Origin of the sequence: Wolbachia endosymbiont (group A) of Cydia strobilella, from assembly GCF_964026745.1 — a bacterium.
Taxonomy (GTDB): domain Bacteria; phylum Pseudomonadota; class Alphaproteobacteria; order Rickettsiales; family Anaplasmataceae; genus Wolbachia; species Wolbachia pipientis.
Genome location: NZ_OZ034694.1, coordinates 318,604 through 344,747, shown reverse-complemented (window position 1 = coordinate 344,747; position 26,144 = coordinate 318,604). Strand labels below are relative to the sequence as shown.

The following is a 26,144-nucleotide window of genomic DNA, read 5'->3' as shown; positions in this document are numbered from 1 at the left end:
AAATTTAACCTAATTTTGACTTGAGTGAAATTTTTTGGATTTCAATGGACACCTGGAAGGTGTCAGCTACTTGCATGACAGGAAGAGAGTTACTGTAGTGACACCAATAGTTGATACTTGAATGCAAAATTGGTGTCATCCCAGTGCTCCGACACTGGGATCCAGGAAATTTGATTTCAAACAAGTGCATCAGATAGTTGTATAGTAAAGACTGGATTCCAGTGTCAAACACTGGAATGACATCATTTGCTATGTAAGCTTTCTCCATATCATTTAGTGATTCAGTATATCCTTTTCTTTGATGGACAATTCACCATCAATCTTTTTTATATTATCATCAGTAATATTTTGTATTTCCTTCTTAGCACCATGAAAATCATCTTCTGAGATTTCTTTATTTTCCTTCATTTTTTCTGTTTCTTCCATAATATCTCTACGTATATTTCTAATGGCAATCCGTGCATTTTCAGCAAACTGATGCAATAATTTCACTAATTTTTCACGGGTTTCTTGTGTCAAGTCCGGAAGAGCTATACGTATGGTGCTACCCTCGACAACAGGATTTAAATTCAGGTTAGCATTTAATATAGCGTTTTTCACTTCACCTACAACACTAATGTCCCAAACTTTAATTGATAGGGTTTTGTTATCTATAACCGAAACGCCTGCAACTTGATTTAACTTTTGATGCCCACCATAGATGTTTACAACTATACCATCAAGCAAAGATGCACTAGCTCTACCAGTGCGTACGCCTTTAATATCATCATGAAAGGACTGAATAGTTTTTAGCATTCTTTCTTTTGTTTTAGCTTTTATTTCATTTAACATAAATTACCTACTGTTTACAATCTGAAACTATAGTATAAGTACCTTGACCCTTAATAATATTGACTATTTTTTCTCCCTTCAAAGAAAAAACTATAATTGGAATAGAATTCTCACGAGCAAGTGAAATTGCTGATGCATCCATAACTTTTAAATCACGAGTCAATAAATCCGTGTAAGAAAGCCTATCATACATTACAGCATCCTCATTTTTTTTCGGATCAGCGGAGTATACACCATTTACTTGCGTACCCTTTAGAATAACATCACAATTCATTTCAACAGCACGTAAGGCTGCAGCTGTATCTGTAGTAAAAAATGGGTTGCCTGTGCCTGCTGCAAAAATTACCACTCTACCTTTTTCTAAATGACGAATAGCTTTCCTTCTGATGTAAGGTTCGCATACAGTGGCCATGGGTATTGCAGATAATACCCTAGAAGCTACTAAATTTTTTTCTAAAAAGTTTTGTAAAATTAAAGCATTGATTATAGTTGCAAGCATTCCAATATAATCACTGCTTGCTCTTTCACAACCACTTAAAGACGCAGATGTGCCACGAAAGATATTACCACCACCAACAACAATACATACCTGAACTCCAAGATTACAAACTTCAACTATGCCTTTAGATAACTCACCTATAGTCTCCATATCGTGACCAAATTGCTTTGATCCCATCAAAGCCTCACCAGAGATTTTAAATAACACCCTGGAATATTTTATTTCGCTTTTTTCATTTGTTGAAATAAACATTTTTTGCTATTTAATCTGCATCACCCAAAACAAGTAACTTGTAATTAGAGAGTTTAACAGCACTCAACTCGCTTGATTTTATAAAATCAGAAATCTTCATCTTATCATCCTTTATAAATTTTTGCTCCAGTAAAACAACTTCTTCATAGTACTTAGCCATTCGTCCATCTACTATTTTTTTTGCTACTTCTTCAGGTTTATTTAAGCTCCTCACTTGCTCTTCAATTATAGAACGTTCGTTGTTCAACTTCATTTGATCTAAATCATCTATAGACAAAGCTTCAGGCTTCATAGCAACTACATGCATAGCTATTTGTTTCCCAATCTCTTGTAGCTTCGCCTTATCACCAGATGATTGCAATGCAATTAAAGCACCAATCTTACCTAAGCCACACACATCACCATGTACGTAGCCAGCAATAACTCCATCCTTAGCTTCTAAGTAACAAAGCTTGCTTAACTCTAGCTTCTCACCAAGAACTGACGTACCATTCATAATAGCTTCCTGCACTGTGCCAATGCTTTCATACTTGGCATTTTTTAACTCATCAACGCTAGTACAGCGTTCTTGATGAGCAATTGATGCTAAATTTAAAACTAACTCTATAAATTTCTCATTCCTTGCGACAAAATCGGTTTCGCAATTGAGTTCAATCAATACACCACAATTTTCAGTCAAACACATAGCAACGAGCCCATCTGAAGCTACTCTATCAGATTTTTTGTCAGCTTTAGCAAGACCTATTGTACGTAACTTATCAACGGCTTTCTTAATGTCACCATCACATTCTTCTAATGCTTTTTTACAGTCACTTAAGCCAAGCCCTGTTCTATCACGTAATTCTCTTATATCATCTGGATTCATCTTCATTTGTTACTACCTCCCTTTCTTCTTCTTTGTAAACTTTACTACGTCTCCTTTTAGTTTGCACAATACCATCTTCTTTTTCTTGAATAAACTCATCACCCCTTATATCATCAATCTTAACTCCAGATTTTGCTAGACTAGACTCTATTCCAGCTAATATAGAGTCGGTAGCTAATTTACAATAGAGCTCTATTGATTTTCTTGAGTCATCATTTCCAGGTATTAGATAAGTAATACCATCTGGATCAGAATTAGTATCAAGTATTGCAACTATTGGAATTCCTAACTTCTTAGCCTCCTTAACCGCTATATGCTCTTTATTAGTATCAATGATGAATAAGATATCAGGAATTGCTCCCATTTCTCTAATACCGCCAAGCGCCTTATCAAGCTTTTGCTTTTTCTTTTCAATGTTTCCCAATTCTTTCTTTGTTAAAATGCTATCCTCGTCATTTAATATTTTCTCATATTGCATCAAGGTTTTTATCGAAGAAGAAACAGTGCCCCAATTAGTAAGCATACCACCAAGCCAACGATGATTCACATAATATTGACCACAACGAATCGCTTCACTTGCAATAATATCAAAAGCTTGAAACTTTGTACCAACAAATAGAATGCGACCACCTTGAAATGCAACGTCATATAAAGCCTTCATGGCCACCTGTAGCAATGGTAGTGTTTTTCGCAAATCAATTATATGTATACGATTTTCTTGATGCACTCCATATATGTATGGAGCCATTTTTGCGTTCCAGCGACTAATTTTGTGACCAAAATGTACACCAGATTCAGCTAAATCACGCACAGTGACTTTAGGCAAATTTGTCATATATCATTCCTCCAAATAGTTTATCTTCCATGGCATAACCCTAATGGGACTACTTGTACAAGCCATGTGTGAAATTAAATTATTTACATAGTAATAGAAAAGACAGCAAAGCGCAAACAAAAAATATTGACAAAGGGCAACATGTTTATTAGCTTTAAAGTTGAAGCCCGAAAATGCTAAAAAGAAATTAGGGGGGTGTAGCTCAGTTGGTTAGAGCGCATGCCTGTCACGCATGAGGTCGTGAGTTCAAGTCTCATCACTCCCGCCATATTAGTTTTAGCATAACTTAGAATTCGCAGTATTATTGCCGGTATTGAGAAACGCCTTCACCAAACTTGACATGGCATGGTATTGTAATTAATACTTAAATAGGTTTGTTTTTATCATTAACAATTAGGATTAAATATGCTCATTTCTGAAGTTTTTGCAGCAGATGCAACTAGCAATACATCAAGTATCGGCGCATCTTTTGCTAGTTTTATTCCACTGATTTTAATATTTGTGGTATTTTATTTTCTCATTATTCGCCCGCAACAAAAAAAACTAAAAGAACATAGAAAGATGATAGATCAAATAAAACGTGGTGATACAGTCATTACTTCTGGTGGAATAATAGGTGAAGTTAATAAAGTTGATGAGGCAAATGCACAATTTATAATAGAAATAGCACCAAAAGTTGAGATAAAAGTTCTAAAGTCCGCTATATCTGAGGTTTTAAGCAAAGAAACTCAAAAAGTAGCAGCTAAACCAATTAAAAAGGTAAAATCGAAAGAATGATAAAAAGAATATAAATCAACCAGTAATAAAGGCAAAAATGCTTAACATGTTTAGAAAAAAGTTTGTTTGGTGATCCATTTGTGTGCGGAATATTTGGTGTAGTAAGTAGCGGTGATTCAGTAATACCAACCTTACTAACTGGGTTACAAAAATTGGAATATAGGGGATATGATTCCTCAGGTATAGCAATCATAAATAACGAAGGTAAGATAGAAGTCAAAAAATCAGAAGGTAAAGTCGAAAGGTTATGTGAAGTTGTTGATGACAGCAAGATGTCTCACAGTACAGTTGGTATAGCACATACTCGCTGGGCTACACATGGAGTCCCAGGCCTTAAAAATGCTCACCCCATTCGTACAAATAATGTTGTTGTTGCTCATAACGGCATAATTGAGAATTACAATCTGCTAAAAAAGGGCCTAGAAGAAAGGGGCATGTCATTCCATACTGACACTGACACAGAGATCATACCAAACATGCTAACCTTATATCTTGATGAAGGATTGTCGCCAATTGATTCTCTATTTAAGTGTTTAAACAACTTATATGGCTCATTTGCCTTGGTCTTATTATTTGCAGAATATCCAGACGCCTTATTTGTTGCGAAGAGAAATTTGCCTTTAGCAATAGGCTATAACTGTAACACAGTGTTTGCTGCATCTGACTCTAATGCTTTAAGTGCATTTGTGGAAAGAATATCGCATTTGGAAGATGATGACATTGCAGTGATAAAATCTAGTGGAGTTAGTATATACAACAATGGTACACAAGTTAAACGCAGTATAGAAAATAGTAGTCCAAGTGATTTTCTAATTAGCAAAAATGGTTACCCTAGCTTCATGTTAAAAGAGATTTTTGAGCAACCGCGTGCATTAAACAAAACAATAAATCAATTTTACAAGCAATATAAAGAGGTAATATTTGCTAACAAAAAATTGTTTTCTGAGCTGAGTTACATTACTATAGTTGGATGCGGGTCATCTTATTTTGCTGGGCTAATAGCAAAGTATTGGCTGGAAAATGTCGCTCAAGTTCGAGTATATCTAGAAATCTCATCAGAATTTAGGTATAGCAACGTCAAGCTGGAAGAAGGCAGCATTGGGTTATTTATCTCTCAATCTGGTGAAACTGCAGATACCATAGAAGCGCTGCGTTATGCAAAATCACAGAAGCAAACAATCATTAGTATAACTAATACATTTAGCAGCAGCATTGAAAAGATCTCAGATATTGTGTTACATACTCTTGCTGGGCCAGAAATTGGTGTTGCTTCAACAAAAACCTTTTCTGCGCAACTTGCAACTTTAGCATGCTTTGCCGTGGAGCTTGGAAAAATAAAAGGTGTACTGGGTGGAGAGAGAATAAAACAGCTAAGCAACGCTATTAACTCTATTCCCGAGTATGTTGAGCACGTTTTGAATGTGATGAAAATACAACATATATCGGGCAGTATATTAGAACACAATAACGTTATTTTAATCGGCAGAGGAAGTTCATACGGAGTTGCAATGGAAGGCGCATTGAAAATAAAAGAGCTTTCATATATCAATACAACTGGTATTGCAGCGGGAGAAATGAAGCATGGTTCTATTGCTTTAATAGACTCTACTGTGCTTGTTATAGCAATTATCCCTTATGATGATTTATTCTTTAAAACGCTATCTAATATACAAGAGATTATTGCAAGAAAAGGCAAAGTAATTGCCTTCAGTGATAAACAAGGAGCGCCATTCCTAAGGGGAGTTTGCGCAGATGTGGTGCAACTTCCAGACACTGATAATTTTATCTCTCCAATCATCTACAGTGTTGCTATGCAATTCCTTGCTTACTTTACTGCAGCAAAAAAAGGGTTAGATGCAGATTGTCCAAGAAATTTAGCTAAGTCTGTCACGGTTGAGTAGTCCATTTAAAGTTAAAGCTAAACTTCTAATTAAGGTAACCAGACTGCATTCTGTGATTTTTAGCAAAACACGATACACAATCGTCATTCCGCTACTTGTTAGCGGAATCTATGCCGAGATACCGCGAATGAATCGCGGTATGACGGTTCGCGGTGGTATGACGGTTAAGTAATTCGTCATCCCGCTGCTTGTTAGCGGGATCTAGAGATACCGCGGCGGTATGACGGTTCGCGGCGGCATAGCTATCTTCAAAAATATGGTTGAATAATTGTTAATAATAGTGTATAATTATTAATATTTTTAAGCACTTTGGCTATGGCTTTATCTAAGTTTCTCGACCCTAAGCTGGATTTAACCTTCAAAAAAATATTTGGCACTGAAAAAAATAAGAATATTCTCATACATTTTTTGAATGATATTTTAGGGTTTACCGAGATAAATACTATACAAGAAGTGGAATTCCTCAGTACTATAATGGATCCTGAAATTGCCTCTGATAAGCAAAGTATAGTTGATGTTCTTTGCAGGGACTCTAGTGGGGCTAGGTATGTGATTGAAATGCAGCTCACTCGCGATAAAGGCTTCGAAAAACGAGCTCAACTATATGCTGCTAAGGCTTACTCAAGGCAAGCTGATAAATCTGGTAAGTACATTGATTTAAAGAAGGTTTTCTTTATTGCTATCTCTAATTGTAATTTATTTCCTGATAAGCTTGATTATATATCCAGCCACACTATAAGAGATGAGAAAACCAATGAGCATGACTTAAAAGATTTTCAATTTGTATTTATTGAACTACCTAAATTTCCTAAGAATAAGGAAGAACAGCTAGAAAGCATAGTGGATCGTTGGTTATTTTTCTTCAAATATGCAGATGAAACTACGGAAGAAGACTTAAGGAAAATAGCAGAAAAAGCACCAATAATAAAGTTAGCCTACGATGAATTAGACAGGTTTAGCTGGAATGAAAAAGATTTAGTAGCTTATGAAGAAAGAATAATGGATCTACGGAAAGAAGAAGCCATTCTTGAATACAGACTTGACCTTGCTACTGAAAAAGGCATCCAAATTGGCGAAGAAAGAGGCATCAAAATCGGTAAAGAGGAAGGAAAAATCGAAGGAAAAATCGAAGTCGCAAAAGCAATGCTGGCTAACAATGTTGATGTCAACACTATTGTCAAATTTACTGGCCTTTCTATTAGTGAGATTGAAGAATTAAGTGTGAACGGTTACTAATTAAGAACTTTAATTATCAATCATAAATCACTGAATTTCGCTAGTAAATTTGTTGCCATTGTCCATATTGCACAATTGTATATAAGATATAGTATAACAATAGTGTCCGTTCAGCTAATACCAATTCCCACTGCACAATAAACGGATAGATAACAATGGAAAAAAAGCCATACTATTGCCTTTCTTTCTCACTCCACAATTAAATAACTCTACAATATCGCTTATTTGATTCACTAATAATGAGAATTGGTATAACTTTGCTATTTTTCTCTCTAGATTCTTGCAAAGTTCTACAAGATTAACCACATTACCTCACGGTTTCTCTATGATTATTTTTTTAGATTACTTGTTTACCTTATTTGCCGTTCTCCTGAACGAATATACATAAGCTATAAAAACTATCTAATAGCTACCCAAAACCCTTATTTCCCACTCAAGTTCAACATTAAATTTATCCTTTACTGCATCTTTTACTTTGTTGCCAAGGTTTTCCAAGTCAGATGCAGTTGCATTATCGTAATTGAGCAAGAAGTTACAATGTTTCTTAGAGATTCTAGCTCCACCAATATTTAACCCTAGGCAGCCAGATTTATCAATTAACTCCCATGCTCGGTAGTTTTTTGGATTTTTGAATATGCACCCAGCAGTTTTTCCTCTTATTGGCTGGCTTTTATTTTTCCTCTCAATAACTTCCTTTAACCTTTGCAGTATAAGCTCATACTCTGAGTTTACTCCTTTAAACTCAGCTTCAACAAAAATCCAATTTCCTTTTAGGCTATGTCCACGGTAAAAATACCCCATTTCTTCGTTGGAGAACTCATATAGGTTTCCATCCTCTAGATTCACTGCTTTTATGGATTGTACAACACTTGCGATATCACTACCATATGCACCTGCATTCATTTCTATTCCGCCACCAACTGTTCCTGGAATTCCAACTAGAAACTCCAACCCACTAATCTGCTGATTTCCCGCAAAGTGAGCAAGGTTGCTGAGCAGCACAGCTCCCCCAGCTACAATAGAGTTGTTACCCTTACTTTTAATATATGCAAACTCCTTACCTAATTTTACTGTTATTCCTCGAATGCCACTATCTCGCACTATTATGTTGGATGTTGCACCAATAACGCTAACTGGCAGTTCAGTATTTTTAATCAAGTATGTTAAATCTTCAATATCACATGGTTTAAATAATACATCAGCTCGTCCACCAACATTTAACCACGTCGCTTTAGACATTAAGACATCATAACGATAGATTCCACGTACTTTAGGTAAGCTTATAAGCATTTTGATTTCAACTCTAATCCTGCATCCATACCCATTTTCTCCGCATCTTCTATAAATGAAGTGCGCTCAGTGAAGTATATATTTTTTCCACTTGCTAACATACAACGAAGGTGTAGCATATTTTCGCTCACATATTCAGCCAAAGCTGCAAGTGGTGTAAAACATGAACCATTCACTGTCTTCATAAAACTGCGCTCTGATTTCACTCCTATAAAAGACATATTATTATTAATTTTCTCTAAAAGATCGATAATTTTTACATCATTCCTTCTACATTGAATACAAACCGCCCCCTGCCCCACTGCACTTAACATAACTTTTGGTGGCAATACCTCTGTAATCAAGTGATGTTTTTCTAATCTTATGAGTCCTGCTTCAGCTAGAATTATTCCATCAAAACTTTGATTTTGCAATCTGGTTGTTACATTTCCACGTAGCGGTACTATATTTAAATCTGGTCTAACATTTAACAACTGAACTTTTCTTCTTATTGAAGAAGTGGCAATAGTAACCTGCTGTGGCAAAGACTCAAGGCTATTGTGTTTATGAGAAATAAACGCATCGCATGAACTTAGCCTTTCTAAAACACAAGGAATTGTTAAACCCCCTGAGAAAAACGCAGGCATATCTTTTAGCGAATGAACTGCCATGTCTATATTATTTTCGAGCAATTCAGTCTCAATTTCTTTAATGAATAATCCTTTGCCTCCTATTTCAGCAAGATTTGCGTTTGCATACTTATCTCCAGAAGTTTTTATTTTAACAATTTCAATAGATAAGTTAGGAAAAGAATCCAGCAACTTTTGTTTTGCTTCCAAAGCCTGGGCAACTGCAAGCTTGCTTCCTCTGGTACCTATTTTGACTAGCATGTGTACGATTGTTTGTCTGATGTCATTCAAGTAGCTGACTACTTGGATCCAGTTTAATTCATTATATAAACCTTTGCATTTATTGTACTTTAACTTAAAACCAAAAGCAACTTTGACTTTACAAAATAATAACCTTTTATATGCATAAATAAGCTTACTGGATTCTAGTACTTGCATGACAAGGTATAAACCTTATCGTCATACCACCGCGAACCGTCATACCGTCACGGTATCTCTAGATCCCGCTAACACGTAGCGGGATGACGAATTATTTAACCGTCATACCGCGATTCATTCGCGGTATCTCTAGATCCCGCTAACAAGCAGCGGGATGACGGTTGTCGTTTAGCTATAAATATTAAAAAATTTACCAAGCGAAAAAAAAGGCAAAAGAAGCCCCGTGGTTGGCTAGTTACTTACATTATACTTTCAAGTATGGCGTTTTTTTATTCTAAACGTCTAATAACCACGACTCAGCTGCTTTTAAGCTGCAACTAATCTAAATTATAAACATTAAGAAATTTACTAAACAGAAAAAAAGGCAAAAGAAACCCTAGGGTAGCTAGTTATTCACTATCCATCTTTTAAGTTGGCGTTTTTTAATGTTTTAAATGCTTTATAAGCGTATTTCAGCTTGTGTAGGTAAAAACCTAGAAATTTGATAAAGACATAGAGTGCACATAGTGCAAAAAATTAAACATGAGACGCCAGATACGTTGAGTTTTTTTGTCATTTAATCTGTACAGAGAAGATAAATAAATAGCTTCGTTTTCATGATAAGGGAGCTGGCGAGGCTTGTCAAGGAATTTTTATGACTTAGTGTCACACGCTGGAATGACATTTGGGAGTTGTTGTCCACTTCTAAATGATAAGAGCCTCAATGAATTTATTAGTTTATTACATGTCTCTTTTCATGTATAAATCTATAGAAAGTTTTATACGGAAGTTGTTTTATGAGCAAAATTATAGAAATCAGAGCACCAAAAACTCTTGGTGGTGAATCAGTTACAGAAGGTATAGTAAAAATAAAGAAGGGTATTGGAGAAGCAGTAAAAGTAGATGACTTGATCTTTGAAATTGAAACTGACAAAACAGCACTCGAATTAACTGCAGAAGCTTCAGGGCAAATAACTGAATTTCTTATAAAAGAAGATGATGTAATAAGTCCTGATCAATTGTTAGCGAAGCTTTCCATGGGAGAAGTAAAAGAGGAAGCGAGAAAAGAAGATAAAAGCGAAAGTGCTGCTAAAAAAGATGCTCCATCAGCTCGTAAAATTATGGAAGAAAATGCAATCAGTGCAGAAAGCGTCAAAGGAACTGGCATGGGAGGCAGAATAACAAAAGCAGATGTGATAGGCCATATGAACAAAGCTGAACAACCTGCAATAAAACAATATGAATTGCCAAAAAGTGTAGTAAATGGAGAGCAAAGAGAGGAACGAGTAAAAATGAGCAAAATAAGGCAAGTAATTGCCGCTCGTTTGAAAGCATCGCAAAATACTGCTGCAATACTGACCACGTTCAATGAAATTGACATGAAGAATGTCATGGATCTAAGAGCAAAATATAAGGACGCCTTTGAAAAAAAATATGGAATAAAACTTGGTTTTATGTCGTTTTTTATAAAGGCAGCGGTGCAAGCATTGAAAGAAATTGCTGAAATTAACGCTGAAATCTCAGGCGATGAAATCATATATAAACATTACTATGACGTAGGTGTTGCTGTTGGCACCGATAAAGGTCTTGTTGTACCAGTTATTCGGGGTGCCGATCAGATGTCATTTGCAGAAATTGAGTTGACTTTAGTTGCTCTTGGCAAAAAAGCTCGTGAGGGTAAATTACAAGTATCAGAAATGGAAGGTGCAACATTTACCATCTCAAACGGTGGAGTATACGGTTCACTTCTTTCCACTCCGATAATAAACCCTCCGCAATCTGGAATACTTGGAATGCATTCAATACAAAACAGGCCAGTTGCTGTTGGTAATGCAGTAGAAATCAGACCTATGATGTACATTGCTCTCTCTTACGATCACAGAATAGTTGACGGCAAAGGAGCAGTAACTTTCCTCGTTAAAATAAAAAATTACATAGAAGATCCAAACAGATTAGTTTTGGAAGTGTAGCTCAAATGAGTTGTTGTTAGTCTAGTATTGCTCAAAACCTAAACTTTGTCTAATTCTGCCAGCAGTTTAGCAACTTCAGAAATGATTAGGACTCTGATGTTCCTTAAAGATAGATACAGCCCGTGCAAACGACTCCTGTTGTTTCTTGTGGTCACCTAAGGTACCATAAACTTCACATAAGTCTGCCAGTAGTTTGGCAACTTCCGGATGATCAGGGCCGTAATGTTCTTCAAAAATAGGAAAGGCCTGTTCAAGCAGCTCCTTTTTTTCCTTATGGTCACCTAAATCCCCATGAGTGCCACCGTGGCTTACCAGTAGCTTAGCAACTTGAATATGACCAGAACCATAGTGTTTCTCAAAAACAGGTGAAACCCGCTCAAACAACTCTTTAGCTTTCTGAGGATTACCTAAATCCCTGTAAACATTACCTAGATTTGCTAGTGTTCTAGCAACTTCAAAATGATCAGGCCCATAATGCTTCTTTTGAATCGCTAGAGCCCTTTCAAGCAGCTCTTTAGCTTTATGAGGGTTACATAAATCCTTGTAAGCGTTACCGAGACTCACTCGTACTTTAGCAACTTTAAAATGATCACGGCCATAATATTTCTCAAAAACAGGCAAAGCTTGCTCAAGAAATTTTTGTGCCTTCTGGGGACTGCCTGAAGCCCCATAAGCGGGGCCTAGAATTTCCCATAGTTCAACAACTTTAGAAGTAATCATGGACATGATGCTTCTCAAGAATAAATGAGGCCTGCTCAAGCAACTCCTTTGCTTTCTGAGGGTTACCTAAATCCCCATAGGTAATACTTAGGTTTGCCAATAGTTTAGCAACTTCAAGATGATCAGGACCGTAATGTTTCTCAAAAATAGGTAAAGCCCGTTCAAACAACTCTTTAGCTTTTTGAGAATCACCTAAGTCTCCATAAGTTCCGCCTAGGTTTTTTAGTATTATAGCAACTGTAAAATGGTTAGGCTCATAATGTTTCTCTTGAATTGCTAAAGCCCGTTCAAGCAACTCTTTTGCTTTCTGAAGATTGCCTAAATCTCCATGAGCGTTACTTAGGTTTGTCAATGTGATAGCAACTTGGAAATGATCGGAGCCATAATGTTTCTCTTGAATTGCTAAACCTGTTCAAGTAACTCTTTTGCTTTCTGAGGATCACCTAAAGTCCTATAAGTGGTACCGAAGCTCACTAATGTTCTAGCAACTTCGAAATGATCAGGTCCATAATGTTTTTCTTGAATTGCTAAAGCCCGTTCAAGCAACTCTTTTGCTTTCCGAGAATTACCTAAATTTCCATAGGCATCACCTAGATTGGCCAATGCAATGGCAACCTGAAAATGATCAGAACCATAGTATTCTTCAAGAATAGGTAAAGCCTGTTCAAGCAACTCCTTTTGCCTACTAGGATTACCTGAATCCCCATAAGCATTACCTAGATTTGTCAGTGCAATGGCAACTTGAAAATGATCAGAGCCATAGTGTTTCTCAAGAATAGGTAAAGCCTGTTCAAGCAACTCCCTTTGCTTCTGAGGATCACCTGAGGTACCGTAAACGATACCGAGGTTTATCAGTGTAATAGCAACTTGAAAATGATCAGAACCATAATGTTCCTCTTGAATTGTAAAAGCCCGTCTAAGCAACTCTTTTGCTTTCTGAGGATCACCTAAAGTCCTATAAGCGGTACCGAGACTTATTAGTGTGCTAGCAACTTGGAAATGATCAGGCCCATAATGTTTCTCTTGAATTACTAAAGCCCGTTCAAGCAACTCCTTTTTTTCCTCATGGTTACCTAAATCCCCATAAACAATACCGAGGTTTGTCAGTATAATAGCAACTTGAGAATGATCAGGTTCATAACGTTTTTCTTGAATTGCTAAAGCCCGTTTGAGCAACTCCTTTTGTTTCTGAGGATCGCCTAAGCTCCCATAAGCGTTACCTAGGTTTATCAGTATAATAGCAACTTGAGAATGATCATGTCCATAATGTTTCTCAAGAATAGGTAAAGCATGCTCAAGTAACTTCTTTTCTTTCTTATGATCACCTAAATCCCCATAAGCGTTACCTAGGTTTGCCCGTGCTATAGCAACTTGAAAGTGATAAGGCCCATAATGTTTCTCTTGAACTACTAAAGCCCGTTCAAACAGCTCCTTTTGTCTTCTGGAATTACCCAAGTCACGGTATCCATCACCCATCCATATTAATAAATCTCCTAGATAATCCTTCTCTATTGTTTGTTTTTTCAAAGGGTTTTCTTTTAGCCAATTATCTATATGTGATAAGAACGCTTCTAAATGTGGTAATAATTGTCGTTTCTTAGCATAATCTTCTAATTTGTCACTGTCATAAGGAAAGCTTTCTTTCAGTAATTCAAAAGTCTTTTTCACAACTTTTTCTTTGCCTTGCTTTTCTAACTCTATTCTTGTTACTTGCTGCACTAACCTGTGAACGTTGACTGAACTTTGCTCTTCTCCTGAGTTGATCATTGAATATTGTTTAAGTAGTTGGATAGCATCACCTAACTTTTCTTCATTGCGTTCTACCCCTAAAAACATTTTTGCAGGAATGTTGTCAGGAGCAATATAGGCAATGATATCCAAAATTTCTTTGGCTTGCTGACCATACTCTGGGTTATCTTTGATTTTATCAATAGTAATTCTCCAGGTTATAAAAGTTGTCTTGGTGTAGCTATTGTCGCTGTCTTTAGGAAACTTAAAATCAAGTAATTTTTCTGCTTCCTCTTTGTATCTCTTTAAATAATCACTAATTTCAAACTTCAAGCCTACATTCTTTAATGCTATATCCCTTTCTTTTATGTATGCAACTGCCTGCTGCAAAGCTAAAGGAAAATGCTGTAATGTTTCTGCCAAATTCTTTATTTCATTTTCTTGTGACCCATCTTTTATACCTAATGCTTTTCTAATAAAGTCTATTGATTCTGGTTCAGTAAATGCACCCAATGTTAATGATTTTATATCTCCCCATTTCTGATTACGAGAGGTAATCAAAACACTAGGTTTATTATCATCAGATGATAAAAAGTGGGACGGTAAGAATTGACTAATACCAGCATCTTGACCTTCACTTCTATATTCTTCTGCATTATCGAAAACAAAGAGACTTTTTCTCTTGGCGAAAAAAGCGTATATGTCTCTTACAATAGATTCAATATCCCTATCTTCTGTAGGAATGCCTAAAGGATCTCTAGCTAACCTGAGAAAAGACTGCACCATGGTTTCATGGGTTTCAGCTTTTATCCATATAATATTGTTGTCATAATCTTTACTGTGTTCTTCAATATATTTTTTGGCCAGCTCAGTCTTACCTATTCCTCCCAACCCACTAATAGAAACCAGTTGCGATATTACTGTGGCTACACCTTGACTCTCTTGTATTGACTCATGCAGTTTTTCTAGCTCTGTTTTTCTTCCAGTAAACGATCCTACTGGGTTTCTTACCTCAAATCGAAAGCCTCCTAAGATTTCTTCTTTCATCTTGCGAAAGAATTCTCTTCCGTCTTCATGTGTAAGAAAACGTCTCCCTTTTTCTTTCAGCCAATCTAGCATTTTTTCTTGGAAGCGAGCGTAAACATTTTTTCTGTCAATATCATTAAATTGCTCACCTAGCTCACTTTTGATAATATCCGCTAGTTTTATTTCATTAGGCTGATTTACTGCAAATACTAATTTGTCAAAAAATTCTTTTATATTGTCTTCCAACCTACCTTCATTCATCATTCGTCCAAATTCACGTTGCCACGTCTGATTTCTTTCCAATTTCCTTTTTGAGTCCTGATCTGGTTTACTTTGAAGTTTTTCTATCTCCTCTTCTAATTCTTTTATCGTCTCTTCCACAGCACCCTTAAATGTCGGTTGCATTATTGAAATCATGTTATCGTGAGTACAAGAGAACTTATATCTAGTGCCGCCGTCTTTAAAAAAGACATCACTAGTGTCGATTACTTCAACTAAAATTTCTATTTTCTCGTTTGGTCCTGAAGTTTTTACCTTCAATTTCCTCACTGTGTTTTGTGCTGTACTTTGATCCAGATCAAAATCGATATTAGTACAGATAATAAAATCTTTCAGGTTACCATCTGCAAAATCTTGATTATTTTTGATCTTTAGGTAAGAAACAAAATACTTTGCTAATCCAAACTCACCACTTTTATCTTTTGTAAGTAAGTTCCCTACTCCAATTTTCTTGTTATCTTCATCTTGTGTGTGTTTAGCCTGCAAAAAACGGTATACTTTCTTACTACCTTGGGTACATTCAAATACTAAATCATCGAATTTTCTGGCCTCTTCTATTTCTGTACCTAAGCGAAAAGAGTGCTGATAGAGCACTCCTCGATGCAAAAATAGCATCAATACCTTTAGCTGGTAGATATTACCGTGCATAACTAGTTACCTCATACAGGCTGCTATAAATTTGTTTGATCTAGAATTAAAGATTACCAAACACCTAAAATAATGCAATAGAGTCTTTATGTGTTGATAGAAAGGCCTTCGAGGGTAGGAATTGCCTGGCAAACTCTTAATTCTTGATTTAAAAAAGACTTTCCAAAGACTCCCCAAATCTAATATGTAATTGCCGCAGGCTGCATTTAGTAATATAATCTCATATTAAATAAGACTTTACTTAAGTTTATGCTAGATTCTCCGCTAATTTTGACAGCCATTCTTATATTTTTTATTTTTACGTTGTCATTCTTTTTTATAAGAAAGATATTTGGATCAACAAATAAGAAGATAATAAAATCCTTCAGAAAAATTGCTCAGCAAATTAATGCACTAGAGGCGGAAATGCAGAGCTTATCTGATGAGGAGCTTGCTGGTAAAACTGAAGAATTCAAACGAGAATTGAAAAATGGGAAAACGTTAAATGATCTTCTCGTACCTGCATTTGCGGTTGTGCGCGAAGCCTCCCGAAGGTTTCTTAACATGAGACACTTTGATGTTCAGCTAATTGGTGGAATGGTACTCCACAGTGGCATGATATCAGAAATGAAAACAGGAGAGGGAAAGACACTCGTTGCAACTTTAGCAGCATATCTAAATTCCTTAGAAGGGAAAGGCGTGCACGTCGTAACTGTTAACGACTACCTTGCGAAACGAGACACGGAGTGGATGAGCAAATTATATAACTCTCTTGGGGTTTCTGTTGCATTCATTACGAATAATTTGACGGATGAGGAGAGAAAAGAGGCTTACAGTGCAGATATCGTGTATTCTACAAATAACGAACTTGCCTTTGATTACCTGCGAGATAATATGAAATTTTCTCAAGAAGACATGGTTCAGAGAGGCTTTCACTACGGAATAGTTGATGAAGTGGACTCAATACTCATTGATGAAGCTCGCACTCCGCTTATTATTTCTGGCCCTGTTGAGGAAAACAATCAGATATATAAGCATATCAATAAAATAGTAACCAAATTAGTTGACTATGATTATGAAGTAGATGAAAAAGGTAGAACGGTATTCTTGACTGAAGATGGTATTTCACGAGTGGAGGAACTACTGAGGTCATACAATCTCATTCCTGAAAATTCCTCGCTCTATGATACTGACAGCATGATAATGACTCATTATATAGACCAAGCATTACGTGCACATAAGCTGTTTACTGCTGATAAAGATTATATAGTAAAGGATGGCAAGGTAGTGATTATTGATGAATTTACTGGGCGTATGATGGAGGGCAGGAGATATTCCGATGGTCTTCATCAGGCACTTGAAGCGAAGGAGAATCTTGAAATTCAGCATGAAAACCAAACTTTAGCATCGGTTACATTTCAGAATTACTTTCGTATGTACAATAAACTCTCCGGAATGACTGGAACAGCAGCAACAGAGGCAGAAGAGTTTCGTGATATATACAGATTAAATGTAGTAAAAATTCCAACCAATGTACCTGTAAAAAGAGTTGATATTGATGATGAAATTTACGGTACAGAAAAGGAAAAATTTAATGCTGTGTTGAAGTTTATAGAAGAATGCCACAAACGCCTTCAACCGGTCCTTGTTGGCACGGTGAGCATCGAAAACTCTGAGAAGCTTTCTGCGCTTTTGCAAAGCCATTCTCTTAAGCATTCAGTATTGAATGCTCGTTATCATGAACAAGAGGCGTACATAATAGCGCAAGCTGGGGTGCCAGGTAGTGTCACTATAGCAACTAACATGGCAGGGCGTGGAACTGATATTCAGCTTGGTGGAAATGCTGAAATGATCGCAAAGGTAGAGCTCAAGAAAATAAAAAATGCTGATGAAAGAGAAAAAAAATATCAAGAAATAATTGAAAGAGTAAAAAAAGATAAGGAAATTGCTATAAAAGCTGGTGGTTTATGTGTGGTTGGAACCGAAAGACATGAAAGCAGGAGAATAGATGATCAATTACGCGGCCGTTCTGGTCGTCAGGGGGATCCTGGACTTTCTAAGTTCTTTTTATCGCTCGAAGATGACCTAATGAGAATATTTGGTTCTGATAGAATGAGAAGCTTTTTACAAAAAGTAGGGTTAAAGAATAACGAAGCTATTCATCATCCATGGATCAATAAGGCACTCGAGAAAGCGCAAAAGAAAGTTGAAGCTAGAAACTATGACGTGCGGAAATCTCTACTTAAGTTTGATGACGTAATCAATAACCAACGTAAAGTTATTTTTAAGCAGAGAAACAATATCTTAGGCAACGAAATTAATGATTTGTTTGAAGTGTATAGCGAAGTAAATGAGAGCGTAGTAGAAGGTATAATCCAAAGTGGCTATTATGAGGATTATATTGAAGATATAGTCAAAGAATTCCATACAAGGTATGGAATAACGCTTGATAAAGAAGACTTGGCAAAGTTTTTGAATAAACAAGAAGCTTTGAATTATGTAAATGATAAGATACAAGAATTTTTTACTGAGAAAGAAAAATATTTCAACAGTCAGCACACTACAGATTTGTGGAATACGATCGTGAAGCAAATGATGATAATGACACTTGATCATTTATGGAGGGAACACCTTTCAGTTCTAGAGAGCCTAAGACAAAGCATAAGCTTACGTGCTATGGGGCAGAAAGATCCACTGAATGAATTTAAACGCGAAGCTTTCTTGATGTTTGAGTCGATGCTTGAAAAATGGAAGGAACTCACCATTCATCGCCTAGCGCACTTTAAGTTGGCAGACAACCAAGAGATAGGCAATAGATTACATTCTGCTAGAAATAGCAGACTTCCCAAAGTCTCAAGAAACGACAAGTGCCCTTGTAATTCTGGAAAGAAGTACAAACACTGCCACGGCGCGGTTACTGTGGTGAATTAATAATTATGGTTGTACAGTTTGTTTATTTCCATCAACATTACTGCAGCTAACCTCACTTAGCTTACTGTTTAATGAATACTCTGATGACTTATATGTAACTCCATAGGTAATACTACCAACTATCAGTGCAGATGCTACAGTAATTCCAATTATTGCTAGTGCAGGTAATGCAGTGGCATAGGCAAGTACTAGTGGAACTACAACAGCAGATATAACACCAACAGTAATTCCTGCTGTTATAGCTTTAGGTCTATGAATAAATGATGGATCTGCACCATAATTTAGTAGAAGTTTTGCTACTTTTGGATGTTGATAATTTAGTCTTGGATATTCACCATGAGTGTAATAAACAGCATAATATAAAGGAGTCCTTCCGTCTTTATCTTGTACATCAACACCTGCCCCTCCTTTTAATAGAGCCTCTGCTATTTGTGTATACCCGTTCTCAGCAGTATAATGCAAAGGAGTTTTTCCATCTTTGCCTTGTAGATTAACATCTGCTCCTTTTTCTAGCAAAACTTCTACTACTTGTGTGTGCCCATGTCTGGCAGCATAATGCAAAGGAGTTCTTCCTTTTTTATCTTGCGCATTAACATCTGTCCTTCCTTCTTTTAGTAGGATTTCCACCATTTGTACATATCCACACTCAGCAGTATGATGCAAAGGAGTAAATCCACATCCATTTTGTACATTAGTAGCTCCTGCCCTTAACAGAAGCCTTACCATTTCTATCTTATTCCCAAGGTGAACAGCATAATCTAAGGGAGTGAATCCCTTTCGGTCCTGCATGCTAACGTCTGCTTTTTCTGCAAGTAAGATTTCCGCTACTTGTGTATGTCCGTGCTGAGCAGCACAATGCAAAGGAAAGCCGTCATTAATATCAAAACCATTTGCCACCAAATGCTCTGCTAATTTTGCACAATTAAATTTAGCTGCGAATTGTAGTAAATCACCACATGGAAATTTCTTTAGATCAAAATTATTTTTTTCCCACCGTTTAAGAAATTTTTCTATAGTTCCTAAATTTCTTTCATTGGACTTAGCCTCTATTTCAGCTTTTATTTTATCGGCTATATTATCCTTGTTCAGGTTTTGGCTACAATTGACTGCTATTAGTATTTGACCTAACCCCTGCATTTTTTTCTCCAAGATATAAAATTTTATTATGGCATATGAAGTGGATTATGTCAATGAAAACCTAAGAAACTGGTTCTTCTTTTTTTCTATAGCTTTAGGTTTACCTACAATTTGAAAAACAACAAATTCGTCATTCCGCTACTCGTTAGCGCCTCGGCGGTATGATGTAGGGAAACCTTTCTTGGGTTAGCTATAAAGTTAAAATTCGACCAGGGCAGCCGCAATAAGGTAGCAAACGCCATCATGTCTTTAGGAGAGTTTGCTAATGAAGGCTCTTAAGTTGACGCCATTGCCTGAACGGATACGCCAATTTTTATGTTCATTTGTAACCGTTTATTATTTTACACCCCAGTCTTTTTCAAATATTGCTAGCCCTTGGTCAGTAAGTGGGTGATTAATTAATTGTCTAAGTACTTTTGCTGGCACAGTAATTGAATCAGCACCAAGCCTTGCAGCTTCTATTACATGCGCTGGGCTTCTCACTGATGCAACAAGAACTTTAGTATCAAAACCGTAATTAGAATATATAGTACATATATCTTCTATTAGCGATAAGCCATCATAGCTTATATCATCAAGGCGACCAACAAAGGGGGAAATAAAACAAGCACCGACCTTAGCGGCAAGCAGTGCTTGTCCAGGAGAAAAACATAATGTGATGTTAACAGGTATTTTATGCTCTGTCCATAACTTTTTACAAGAAATTAATCCTTCATGTGTAAGAGGTAATTTGATCACAACATTATCAGCAATTTTTGCTAAATTCAGACCTTCTGTGATCATCTCTTCATGGCTATCTGCAACAACTTCAACACTAACAGGCCCTTTTATAATAGAGCATATTTCACGCACTAAATCCTCGTATTTATCTTTACGCCCGGACTTTGCTATTAAAGAAGGATTAGTTGTTATGCCGTCAATGAACTCCTTTAGTCCTTTAATTTCATTTAAATCAACGCTATCAAGAAAAATTTCCATATTAATCTCCTATAAAAAAAATACCCTTGCAAAATCTTGTCATCCTACCGCTTGACTTACAACCGTATGAACTTTCTGCGTTGTAAACATCAAACAGCCGATAACACAACTGTACAAATATTGAGACATAAGAGTAATTTGTACCAAGAAAAAAGATGTCATCCCAGTGCCCAGACCCCTTAGACAATGTACCATCTTTTGATTTTGTCCATTCTGGGCGGGGTTTTCAAGTTCTTTGATCTTAAATACTACATCTACTTTATCAAGATCAATGTTGACTTCTTTTACTAATGTTCTAATAAGACTACGTTTGGCTTGCCAATCTAGGTCCGATTTAACACTAGAATAAAAGCCCTTTATGCTATTTGTAATAAGATTCATTTTCTGCCGTATTCCCTTTTACCTTTTTCTTCTCTCCTTCAATCTCTTTTAAACGTTACTTCATTTTTTTTATTGCCTGCTTAAAGTCTTCCTTACTTATAGTTAGTGCATACTTTGTTGCCGTAAAAACTTCTGGTACCCAAACAATTGTAATAAGTATACACAATCTTTGTCAACTATTTTCGGCACTGGTATATTGACCTTACCCAGAAAAAGTGGAGAGAAAGAAAGGAGTTTTTTCGGGTAAAATAAAATTTTGGAGGATTAGAAATGGCAAGAGAATATACGGCAGAATTCAAATTGGAAGCTGTTAAACTGGCAAATGAACAAAGAAAGACAGGTCAAACAATTACAAAAATAGCAAAGGATTTAGGAATAAAGGGTGGTTTATTAGGAAAATGGATAAAGAAACACAACGAAAAAAAGTCGGCAGCAGATGCATTTCCAGGTAGAGGTAACATGGCTCCTTACGACAAAGAGAGGTTTGATTTACAAAGAGAGTTAGCAAGAGTAACAAGGGAAAGAGACATTTAAAAAAAAGCCCTGGCCAGTCAAAAAGAGTAAAATATTTTTTTATATAGTAACTGCTATAAAGTACAGGAATTATGTAGGATTTTCTGCTAGTGGCTACTATAAGTGGACCACAAGAAAAATAAGCAGTAGAGAATCAGCAAATAAAGAGCTACTCGCAGCTATTCAAAAAATATATCAAGTTTCTAAATGTAGATATGGAGCTCCTAAAATTCATGCTGAATTGAAGGCTTTGGGTAAAAGTTGCAACTTAAAAACAGTGCAAAGTATTATGCAGAAAAATGGTATTCAGGCTATATTGAGAAGAAAATTTAAAATTAAGAAACAACAAACGGACAGTAGCTCCCAATATATTAGACCAAAACTTTATTGTCGATCAACCAAATAAAGTATGGGATTACTTATATAAAAACCAAAGAAGGATGGCTATATTTGGCAACAATAATCGATCTATATTCACGCATGGTAGTTAATGAGCAGTTCAATAAATAAACAATTGGTTATGGACTCTTTATTAATGGCCGTTAACAAGCGTAAACCTGCCAAAAATCTACTATTACATAGTGATCAAGGTTCACAATATACTTCGCAAGGTTATCAATATCTCTTATCCATAAAAAACATAGATGAGTCATAAAGGTTGTTGTTACGACAATTCTGTTGTGGAAAGCTTCTTTAGCTCATTGAAAAGAGAAATACTTATTGATACTTCACAACACTCTGCTCAACAAACTAGAACTGCAATATTTGAATACATAGAAATTTTTTATAACAAACAACGTCACTATTAACTATTGCATTCCTGAGCATTTTGATTCATCATTCTCTTTGTGAAAAACATTCCAAACTTTCTCTCCACTTTTTCTGGGTAAGGTCAGATACTATAAACTATAAAAAAATTTCTCCGATAGTTCATATAGCAAGTAAATTCACAAAATGAAGACTATTATTTTTATTACAGGTGTATCTACGGTTGGAAAATCAAGTTTGGCTCATATATTAGGTTCAAAGCTTTTTATGCCTAGAAACTTTGCAATTCCACTAACTATAGCTAACCCAAGAAAGGTTTCCCTACGTCATACCGCCGCGGTATCTCAGCATAGATTCCGCTAACAAGTAGCGGAATGACGAATTTGTTGTTTTTCAAATTGTAGGTAAACCTAAGCCACTTTAGCTATACTTGTAGAGAAAAAAGAATAGATGATGATCCTAAATATTTAATAAATTTGACTACTGAGGAATTTCAAAAATCTCAATTTTTTATTAATTGTGATATGGTACATTCTATCTTCATATAGCTTTCCTCTTCATACCTCAACTAATGAAATCAGAAGCATCAACTCCCTTTTGCAAGCAAGCAGCAATAACAGTGTTCATCATTAGAAATGCAATGGTCATTGGGCCAACGCCCCCGGGTACTGGGGTCATAGCTTTGGCTTTCCCTTTTATTCCTTCAAAGTCAACATCACCTACAAGCTTTCCTACGTTAACGCTATTTATGCCAACATCGATCACTATTGCACCTTTCTTTATCCAGTCTGCTTGAACAAAATTTGGCTTTCCGACTGCTGCAACTACTATATCCGCTTTAGAGCAATATTCAGCTAAATCCTTGCTTTGTGAATGCAAGATGGTGACAGTGCAGTTTTCTTGCAATAGCAGGTAAAACATTGGCTTGCCCACGATATTTGACCTACCAATTACCACTGCGTTTTTACCGGAAAGGTTCTCTTCAATTGACTTAATTAAATGCAAAGAACCTTTAGGAGTGCAAGGTATAAGGCAGTTTTTTTCACCTTTAACTAATTTGCCAACGTTTTCATCATGAAAGCCATCTACATCTTTTTCAACACTTACTGTGTTAATTACTCTGCTTGCACTAATATGATTTGGTAAAGGCAATTGCACTAAAATGCCATGCACAGATGGATCTTCATTTAATTCATTGATTTTTTCAATTAATTCATCTTCTAAAATATTATTAGGCAAAACAATGGTCTCAGAACTTATGCCTATTGATTCTGCTTTTTTCTGTTTGTTGCGAACATAAACCTGACTTGCTGGATTGCTACCCATGAGAATTACTTTCAGGCAAGGAAAAATGTTATACTCTCTCTTTAAAATATCAATTTTTTGTGATAGCCTCTCACATAGGTCGTTTGCTATTTTTTTACCATCAATAATAATTGTCACTTCCTTGCCACTCCTTAAAGTCGGGTAATTTGATATCAAATAAATCCAATACTTTGCCAACAGAATGATTAATAATATCATCCAACGATTTCGGTTTAATATAAAAAGCAGGCACTGGTGGAGCAATAATTGCTCCCATCTCCGTTAATTTTAACATATTTTGTAAATGCCCAAGATGCAGTGGTGACTCTCGCACCATAAGAACTAACTTTCTTCTTTCTTTTAGCGTTACATCTGCAGCCCTTGTCAATAGATTGGAAGTAACACCTGATGCGATTTCAGACATTGTCTTCATAGAGCATGGTGCTACAATCATCCCTGAGGTTTTAAATGAGCCGCTTGCTATTTTTTCTCCAATCTTTTCTTCAGAATAGTAAAAATCTGCAAGTGATGTAATATCTTCAAGTTTTTCTTTAATCTCGTGAGCTAAAGTTACTTTCCCAGCACGACTTATCACTAAATGAGTTTCATAATCGACGTCTTTCAACGCTTCTAAAATACGCACACCGTAAATAGAACCAGATGCTCCACTTATTCCAATTACAATTCTGCTATTCACTTAACTCTTCTTCGTAGCTCATTCCCAATGCACGTTTATAGGTATCAAGCAATATTTCTTGTTCCTCTCTGTCATCATCATCCATCTTCCTCAGCCTAATAATTTGTTTCATCACTTTTATATCCCAACCTTCATCTGCGGCTTTTGCATATACATCACGAATGTGATCTTGCACATCCCTCTTTTCTTGTTCAAGTTTTTCGATTCTCTCTATGTAACCCTTCAACTCTTCAGCCGTTATTTTTACTGTATCTTCCATGAAACTCCACTAATTAATTGCTGCCACTAATATTACCAATTTTTACTTGCACTTCAACAACAGTAATAATATTTTTATCTTTTTTTAAAATCTTAAAGCGAAAACCATACATGGAAAACTCCTCGCCTTCGTCAGGAATGCGCTCTATTTCATTCACAATCATACCTGCTAGAGTTGTAGCTTCTTCATCAGGGAGATTCCAGTATAACTGCCTGTTAATGTCCCTAATAGTAGATTTTCCTTCTATGTGATACATATTATCAGATATTTTCTTTATAAAATTCTCCGTAATCAAATCATGTTCATCCGAAATTTCTCCAACTATTTCTTCCAGTATATCCTCAAGAGTTACAATTCCCTGCAGTGCTCCATACTCATCAATAACAAATGCAAGGTGTTTCCTGTTCTTACGGAAGTTGTGAAGTTGCACGCTGAGCGGTGTACTTTCTGGTATGAACCAAGGCCTTGACATAACTTGGGTAATGTCAACTTCTTCCGCTTTATTATTCTTTTCACGCAAAGCATTTATTAGAGCTTTCACGTGAATTACACCTACAATGTTATCTGGTTCCTTCTGCCATAAAGGTACTCTACTGTGACTGCTGGTTAAAATCTCTCTTATTAACTCTTCTTTATTCCGATCTATATCAAGAGAAAATAGGTTTCTTCTATGGGTCATAATTTGTGATATCTCTGTCTCAGCCAAATCAAGTATGCTGCTTAGCATATCTAAATCCTGTTGCAACATAGTTCCTTCACTGCGGTGAAGAGTAATCATATTACGCATTGCATCCGCTGCAGATATCACTTCCTTATCTTTATGCAGCCCACATAATTTTAGGATGAGGTTAACAATAAATTGAATACCTAGTGTCAATGGAGAAAAAATCTTTACAAAAAACAATACAAAATAAGCAGAAAATGATGCAAATTTTTCAGGATTTTGAATAGCATAAGTTTTTGGTAGAACTTCGCAGAACAATAAAATACAAAATGTCATTATAATTGTTGATAGGAGAATGCCCTCATTTCCAAAAAGATTGATAAATATTGCTGTAAATAAAGCAGAGCAAGTAATATTAATAATTGTATTGCCGAGCAATACCGTTCCTATTGTCAATTCTTTCCTATTTAATAAGCGATCTATTACCCTGGCTTTTTTGTTACCGTCTAGCTTTAGCTTATTAACTCGAGAACGGCTAATTGAGGTTAAGCCTATTTCTGCTCCTGAGAACAAAAACGATAAAACTAACAAAACAAAAATTGCTGATGATACTAAGACCAATAACCAATCCATTAAAGTACGATGTTATT

At 36.0% G+C, this 26,144-nt stretch carries 27 protein-coding genes and 1 tRNA gene; 10 read left to right on the top strand and 18 right to left on the bottom strand.

Annotated elements, in window-relative coordinates; all coding sequences use genetic code 11:
* Positions 1 to 4 precede the first annotated feature (4 nt).
* The 5 genes from AAGD76_RS06410 to rpsB are packed head-to-tail and all read right to left on the bottom strand — an operon-like array spanning position 5 to position 3,282.
* On the bottom strand, positions 5 to 268 hold the full coding sequence (locus tag AAGD76_RS06410; RefSeq protein ID WP_010962657.1) for a hypothetical protein: 264 nt from the start codon (positions 266 to 268) through the stop codon (positions 5 to 7).
* 5 nt (positions 269 to 273) lie between these two features.
* The gene (gene frr, locus AAGD76_RS01660; protein WP_010962658.1) at positions 274 to 831 is read right to left on the bottom strand and encodes a ribosome recycling factor; all 558 of its coding nucleotides are present in this window, start codon (positions 829 to 831) and stop codon (positions 274 to 276) included.
* 7 nt (positions 832 to 838) lie between these two features.
* Positions 839 to 1,576 (bottom strand): UMP kinase, encoded by a 738-nt coding sequence (gene pyrH / locus AAGD76_RS01655; protein ID WP_369800793.1) that lies wholly within the window; start codon positions 1,574 to 1,576, stop codon positions 839 to 841.
* 16 nt (positions 1,577 to 1,592) lie between these two features.
* Entirely contained in the window at positions 1,593 to 2,453 is an 861-nt protein-coding gene (tsf, locus tag AAGD76_RS01650; RefSeq protein ID WP_070356839.1) for a translation elongation factor Ts, read from the bottom strand.
* Positions 2,434 to 3,282 (bottom strand): 30S ribosomal protein S2, encoded by an 849-nt coding sequence (rpsB, locus tag AAGD76_RS01645; protein ID WP_010962661.1) that lies wholly within the window; start codon positions 3,280 to 3,282, stop codon positions 2,434 to 2,436. The genes tsf and rpsB overlap by 20 nt, the downstream gene beginning before the upstream one ends.
* 191 nt (positions 3,283 to 3,473) lie before the next feature.
* Between rpsB and AAGD76_RS01640 the strand changes: the two genes are divergently transcribed.
* The 4 genes from AAGD76_RS01640 to AAGD76_RS01625 all read left to right on the top strand — a co-directional run bounded on the left by AAGD76_RS01640 (position 3,474) and on the right by AAGD76_RS01625 (position 7,196).
* Positions 3,474 to 3,550 (top strand) — tRNA-Asp (locus AAGD76_RS01640).
* Between the two features lie 137 nt (positions 3,551 to 3,687).
* Complete coding sequence (gene yajC / locus AAGD76_RS01635) at positions 3,688 to 4,059, top strand: preprotein translocase subunit YajC (protein WP_010081840.1); 372 nt, start codon at positions 3,688 to 3,690, stop codon at positions 4,057 to 4,059.
* 80 nt (positions 4,060 to 4,139) lie between these two features.
* Positions 4,140 to 5,960 carry a glutamine--fructose-6-phosphate transaminase (isomerizing) gene (glmS, locus tag AAGD76_RS01630; RefSeq protein WP_341820554.1) on the top strand — a complete coding sequence of 607 codons (1,821 nt, stop codon included), beginning with the start codon at positions 4,140 to 4,142 and terminating at the stop codon, positions 5,958 to 5,960.
* A gap of 315 nt (positions 5,961 to 6,275) precedes the next feature.
* Positions 6,276 to 7,196, top strand: a complete 921-nt coding sequence (locus AAGD76_RS01625; RefSeq protein ID WP_213862864.1) for an Rpn family recombination-promoting nuclease/putative transposase — start codon at positions 6,276 to 6,278, stop codon at positions 7,194 to 7,196.
* Positions 7,197 to 7,310: 114 nt separating this feature from the next.
* On the opposite strand, the gene AAGD76_RS01620 is transcribed toward AAGD76_RS01625, so the two are convergent.
* The 3 genes from AAGD76_RS01620 to hemC all read right to left on the bottom strand — a co-directional run bounded on the left by AAGD76_RS01620 (position 7,311) and on the right by hemC (position 9,355).
* Positions 7,311 to 7,502, bottom strand: a complete 192-nt coding sequence (locus AAGD76_RS01620) for a hypothetical protein (RefSeq protein ID WP_070356842.1) — start codon at positions 7,500 to 7,502, stop codon at positions 7,311 to 7,313.
* A gap of 96 nt (positions 7,503 to 7,598) precedes the next feature.
* Positions 7,599 to 8,486 carry a UDP-N-acetylmuramate dehydrogenase gene (gene murB, locus AAGD76_RS01615; RefSeq protein ID WP_209472776.1) on the bottom strand — a complete coding sequence of 296 codons (888 nt, stop codon included), beginning with the start codon at positions 8,484 to 8,486 and terminating at the stop codon, positions 7,599 to 7,601.
* Positions 8,477 to 9,355 carry a hydroxymethylbilane synthase gene (hemC, locus tag AAGD76_RS01610; RefSeq protein ID WP_341820553.1) on the bottom strand — a complete coding sequence of 293 codons (879 nt, stop codon included), beginning with the start codon at positions 9,353 to 9,355 and terminating at the stop codon, positions 8,477 to 8,479. Before hemC ends, murB begins: the two co-directional genes overlap by 10 nt.
* 953 nt (positions 9,356 to 10,308) lie before the next feature.
* On the opposite strand from hemC, the gene odhB reads away from it, so the two are divergent.
* Entirely contained in the window at positions 10,309 to 11,481 is a 1,173-nt protein-coding gene (odhB, locus tag AAGD76_RS01605; protein ID WP_010962667.1) for a 2-oxoglutarate dehydrogenase complex dihydrolipoyllysine-residue succinyltransferase, read from the top strand.
* A 75-nt stretch (positions 11,482 to 11,556) separates the two neighbouring features.
* On the opposite strand, the gene AAGD76_RS01600 is transcribed toward odhB, so the two are convergent.
* The 3 genes from AAGD76_RS01600 to AAGD76_RS01590 are packed head-to-tail and all read right to left on the bottom strand — an operon-like array spanning position 11,557 to position 15,882.
* Positions 11,557 to 12,201 (bottom strand): tetratricopeptide repeat protein, encoded by a 645-nt coding sequence (locus AAGD76_RS01600; protein ID WP_065094675.1) that lies wholly within the window; start codon positions 12,199 to 12,201, stop codon positions 11,557 to 11,559.
* Positions 12,188 to 12,553 (bottom strand): tetratricopeptide repeat protein, encoded by a 366-nt coding sequence (locus tag AAGD76_RS01595; protein ID WP_341820271.1) that lies wholly within the window; start codon positions 12,551 to 12,553, stop codon positions 12,188 to 12,190. Before AAGD76_RS01595 ends, AAGD76_RS01600 begins: the two co-directional genes overlap by 14 nt.
* A 50-nt stretch (positions 12,554 to 12,603) precedes the next feature.
* Positions 12,604 to 15,882, bottom strand: coding sequence for a tetratricopeptide repeat protein (locus AAGD76_RS01590; RefSeq protein WP_341820270.1), 3,279 nt, complete (start codon positions 15,880 to 15,882; stop codon positions 12,604 to 12,606).
* 249 nt (positions 15,883 to 16,131) lie between these two features.
* On the opposite strand from AAGD76_RS01590, the gene secA reads away from it, so the two are divergent.
* Positions 16,132 to 18,792: a preprotein translocase subunit SecA gene (secA, locus tag AAGD76_RS01585; RefSeq protein ID WP_341820269.1), complete on the top strand. Its 2,661-nt coding sequence runs from the start codon at positions 16,132 to 16,134 to the stop codon at positions 18,790 to 18,792.
* 3 nt (positions 18,793 to 18,795) lie between these two features.
* Here the strand turns inward: secA and AAGD76_RS01580 are convergent, their stop codons facing one another.
* From AAGD76_RS01580 to AAGD76_RS01570, 3 genes are all read right to left on the bottom strand, one after another.
* The gene (locus AAGD76_RS01580) at positions 18,796 to 19,929 is read right to left on the bottom strand and encodes an ankyrin repeat domain-containing protein (RefSeq protein WP_155968458.1); all 1,134 of its coding nucleotides are present in this window, start codon (positions 19,927 to 19,929) and stop codon (positions 18,796 to 18,798) included.
* A 336-nt stretch (positions 19,930 to 20,265) separates the two neighbouring features.
* Entirely contained in the window at positions 20,266 to 20,907 is a 642-nt protein-coding gene (gene fsa, locus AAGD76_RS01575) for a fructose-6-phosphate aldolase (protein WP_007552982.1), read from the bottom strand.
* Between the two features lie 39 nt (positions 20,908 to 20,946).
* Positions 20,947 to 21,288: a hypothetical protein gene (locus AAGD76_RS01570; protein WP_213862869.1), complete on the bottom strand. Its 342-nt coding sequence runs from the start codon at positions 21,286 to 21,288 to the stop codon at positions 20,947 to 20,949.
* Between the two features lie 270 nt (positions 21,289 to 21,558).
* Between AAGD76_RS01570 and AAGD76_RS01565 the strand changes: the two genes are divergently transcribed.
* From AAGD76_RS01565 to AAGD76_RS01555, 4 genes are all read left to right on the top strand, one after another.
* Positions 21,559 to 21,822: a transposase gene (locus tag AAGD76_RS01565; protein ID WP_341820137.1), complete on the top strand. Its 264-nt coding sequence runs from the start codon at positions 21,559 to 21,561 to the stop codon at positions 21,820 to 21,822.
* A gap of 31 nt (positions 21,823 to 21,853) precedes the next feature.
* Complete coding sequence (locus AAGD76_RS06405) at positions 21,854 to 22,207, top strand: IS3 family transposase (RefSeq protein WP_080717636.1); 354 nt, start codon at positions 21,854 to 21,856, stop codon at positions 22,205 to 22,207.
* Positions 22,208 to 22,291: 84 nt separating this feature from the next.
* Positions 22,292 to 22,456, top strand: a complete 165-nt coding sequence (locus AAGD76_RS01560) for a DDE-type integrase/transposase/recombinase (protein WP_156768661.1) — start codon at positions 22,292 to 22,294, stop codon at positions 22,454 to 22,456.
* Positions 22,446 to 22,610, top strand: a complete 165-nt coding sequence (locus AAGD76_RS01555) for an IS3 family transposase (RefSeq protein WP_080717614.1) — start codon at positions 22,446 to 22,448, stop codon at positions 22,608 to 22,610. The genes AAGD76_RS01560 and AAGD76_RS01555 overlap by 11 nt, the downstream gene beginning before the upstream one ends.
* A 523-nt stretch (positions 22,611 to 23,133) precedes the next feature.
* Here the strand turns inward: AAGD76_RS01555 and folD are convergent.
* The 4 genes from folD to AAGD76_RS01535 are packed head-to-tail and all read right to left on the bottom strand — an operon-like array spanning position 23,134 to position 26,127.
* Positions 23,134 to 24,012 carry a bifunctional methylenetetrahydrofolate dehydrogenase/methenyltetrahydrofolate cyclohydrolase FolD gene (gene folD, locus AAGD76_RS01550; RefSeq protein ID WP_209472766.1) on the bottom strand — a complete coding sequence of 293 codons (879 nt, stop codon included), beginning with the start codon at positions 24,010 to 24,012 and terminating at the stop codon, positions 23,134 to 23,136.
* Positions 23,996 to 24,571 carry a UbiX family flavin prenyltransferase gene (locus AAGD76_RS01545; protein WP_010082294.1) on the bottom strand — a complete coding sequence of 192 codons (576 nt, stop codon included), beginning with the start codon at positions 24,569 to 24,571 and terminating at the stop codon, positions 23,996 to 23,998. Before AAGD76_RS01545 ends, folD begins: the two co-directional genes overlap by 17 nt.
* Positions 24,564 to 24,830 carry a DUF2312 domain-containing protein gene (locus AAGD76_RS01540; protein WP_010082293.1) on the bottom strand — a complete coding sequence of 89 codons (267 nt, stop codon included), beginning with the start codon at positions 24,828 to 24,830 and terminating at the stop codon, positions 24,564 to 24,566. The genes AAGD76_RS01545 and AAGD76_RS01540 overlap by 8 nt, the downstream gene beginning before the upstream one ends.
* Positions 24,831 to 24,843: 13 nt before the next feature.
* Entirely contained in the window at positions 24,844 to 26,127 is a 1,284-nt protein-coding gene (locus AAGD76_RS01535) for an HlyC/CorC family transporter (protein ID WP_010962674.1), read from the bottom strand.
* Positions 26,128 to 26,144: the final 17 nt, after the last annotated feature.

Coding starts and splice junctions, on each gene's coding strand:
- AAGD76_RS06410 (WP_010962657.1), bottom strand. CDS start 268: ATGGAGAAAGCTTACATAGCAAATGATGTCATTCCAGTGTTTGACACT.
- frr (WP_010962658.1), bottom strand. CDS start 831: ATGTTAAATGAAATAAAAGCTAAAACAAAAGAAAGAATGCTAAAAACT.
- tsf (WP_070356839.1), bottom strand. CDS start 2,453: ATGAAGATGAATCCAGATGATATAAGAGAATTACGTGATAGAACAGGG.
- rpsB (WP_010962661.1), bottom strand. CDS start 3,282: ATGACAAATTTGCCTAAAGTCACTGTGCGTGATTTAGCTGAATCTGGT.
- yajC (WP_010081840.1), top strand. CDS start 3,688: ATGCTCATTTCTGAAGTTTTTGCAGCAGATGCAACTAGCAATACATCA.
- AAGD76_RS01625 (WP_213862864.1), top strand. CDS start 6,276: ATGGCTTTATCTAAGTTTCTCGACCCTAAGCTGGATTTAACCTTCAAA.
- murB (WP_209472776.1), bottom strand. CDS start 8,486: ATGCTTATAAGCTTACCTAAAGTACGTGGAATCTATCGTTATGATGTC.
- hemC (WP_341820553.1), bottom strand. CDS start 9,355: ATGCTAGTCAAAATAGGTACCAGAGGAAGCAAGCTTGCAGTTGCCCAG.
- odhB (WP_010962667.1), top strand. CDS start 10,309: ATGAGCAAAATTATAGAAATCAGAGCACCAAAAACTCTTGGTGGTGAA.
- AAGD76_RS01600 (WP_065094675.1), bottom strand. CDS start 12,201: ATGATTACTTCTAAAGTTGTTGAACTATGGGAAATTCTAGGCCCCGCT.
- AAGD76_RS01590 (WP_341820270.1), bottom strand. CDS start 15,882: ATGCACGGTAATATCTACCAGCTAAAGGTATTGATGCTATTTTTGCAT.
- secA (WP_341820269.1), top strand. CDS start 16,132: ATGCTAGATTCTCCGCTAATTTTGACAGCCATTCTTATATTTTTTATT.
- AAGD76_RS01580 (WP_155968458.1), bottom strand. CDS start 19,929: ATGCAGGGGTTAGGTCAAATACTAATAGCAGTCAATTGTAGCCAAAAC.
- fsa (WP_007552982.1), bottom strand. CDS start 20,907: ATGGAAATTTTTCTTGATAGCGTTGATTTAAATGAAATTAAAGGACTA.
- AAGD76_RS01570 (WP_213862869.1), bottom strand. CDS start 21,288: ATGAATCTTATTACAAATAGCATAAAGGGCTTTTATTCTAGTGTTAAA.
- AAGD76_RS01565 (WP_341820137.1), top strand. CDS start 21,559: ATGGCAAGAGAATATACGGCAGAATTCAAATTGGAAGCTGTTAAACTG.
- AAGD76_RS01560 (WP_156768661.1), top strand. CDS start 22,292: ATGAGCAGTTCAATAAATAAACAATTGGTTATGGACTCTTTATTAATG.
- AAGD76_RS01555 (WP_080717614.1), top strand. CDS start 22,446: ATGAGTCATAAAGGTTGTTGTTACGACAATTCTGTTGTGGAAAGCTTC.
- AAGD76_RS01540 (WP_010082293.1), bottom strand. CDS start 24,830: ATGGAAGATACAGTAAAAATAACGGCTGAAGAGTTGAAGGGTTACATA.
- AAGD76_RS01535 (WP_010962674.1), bottom strand. CDS start 26,127: ATGGATTGGTTATTGGTCTTAGTATCATCAGCAATTTTTGTTTTGTTA.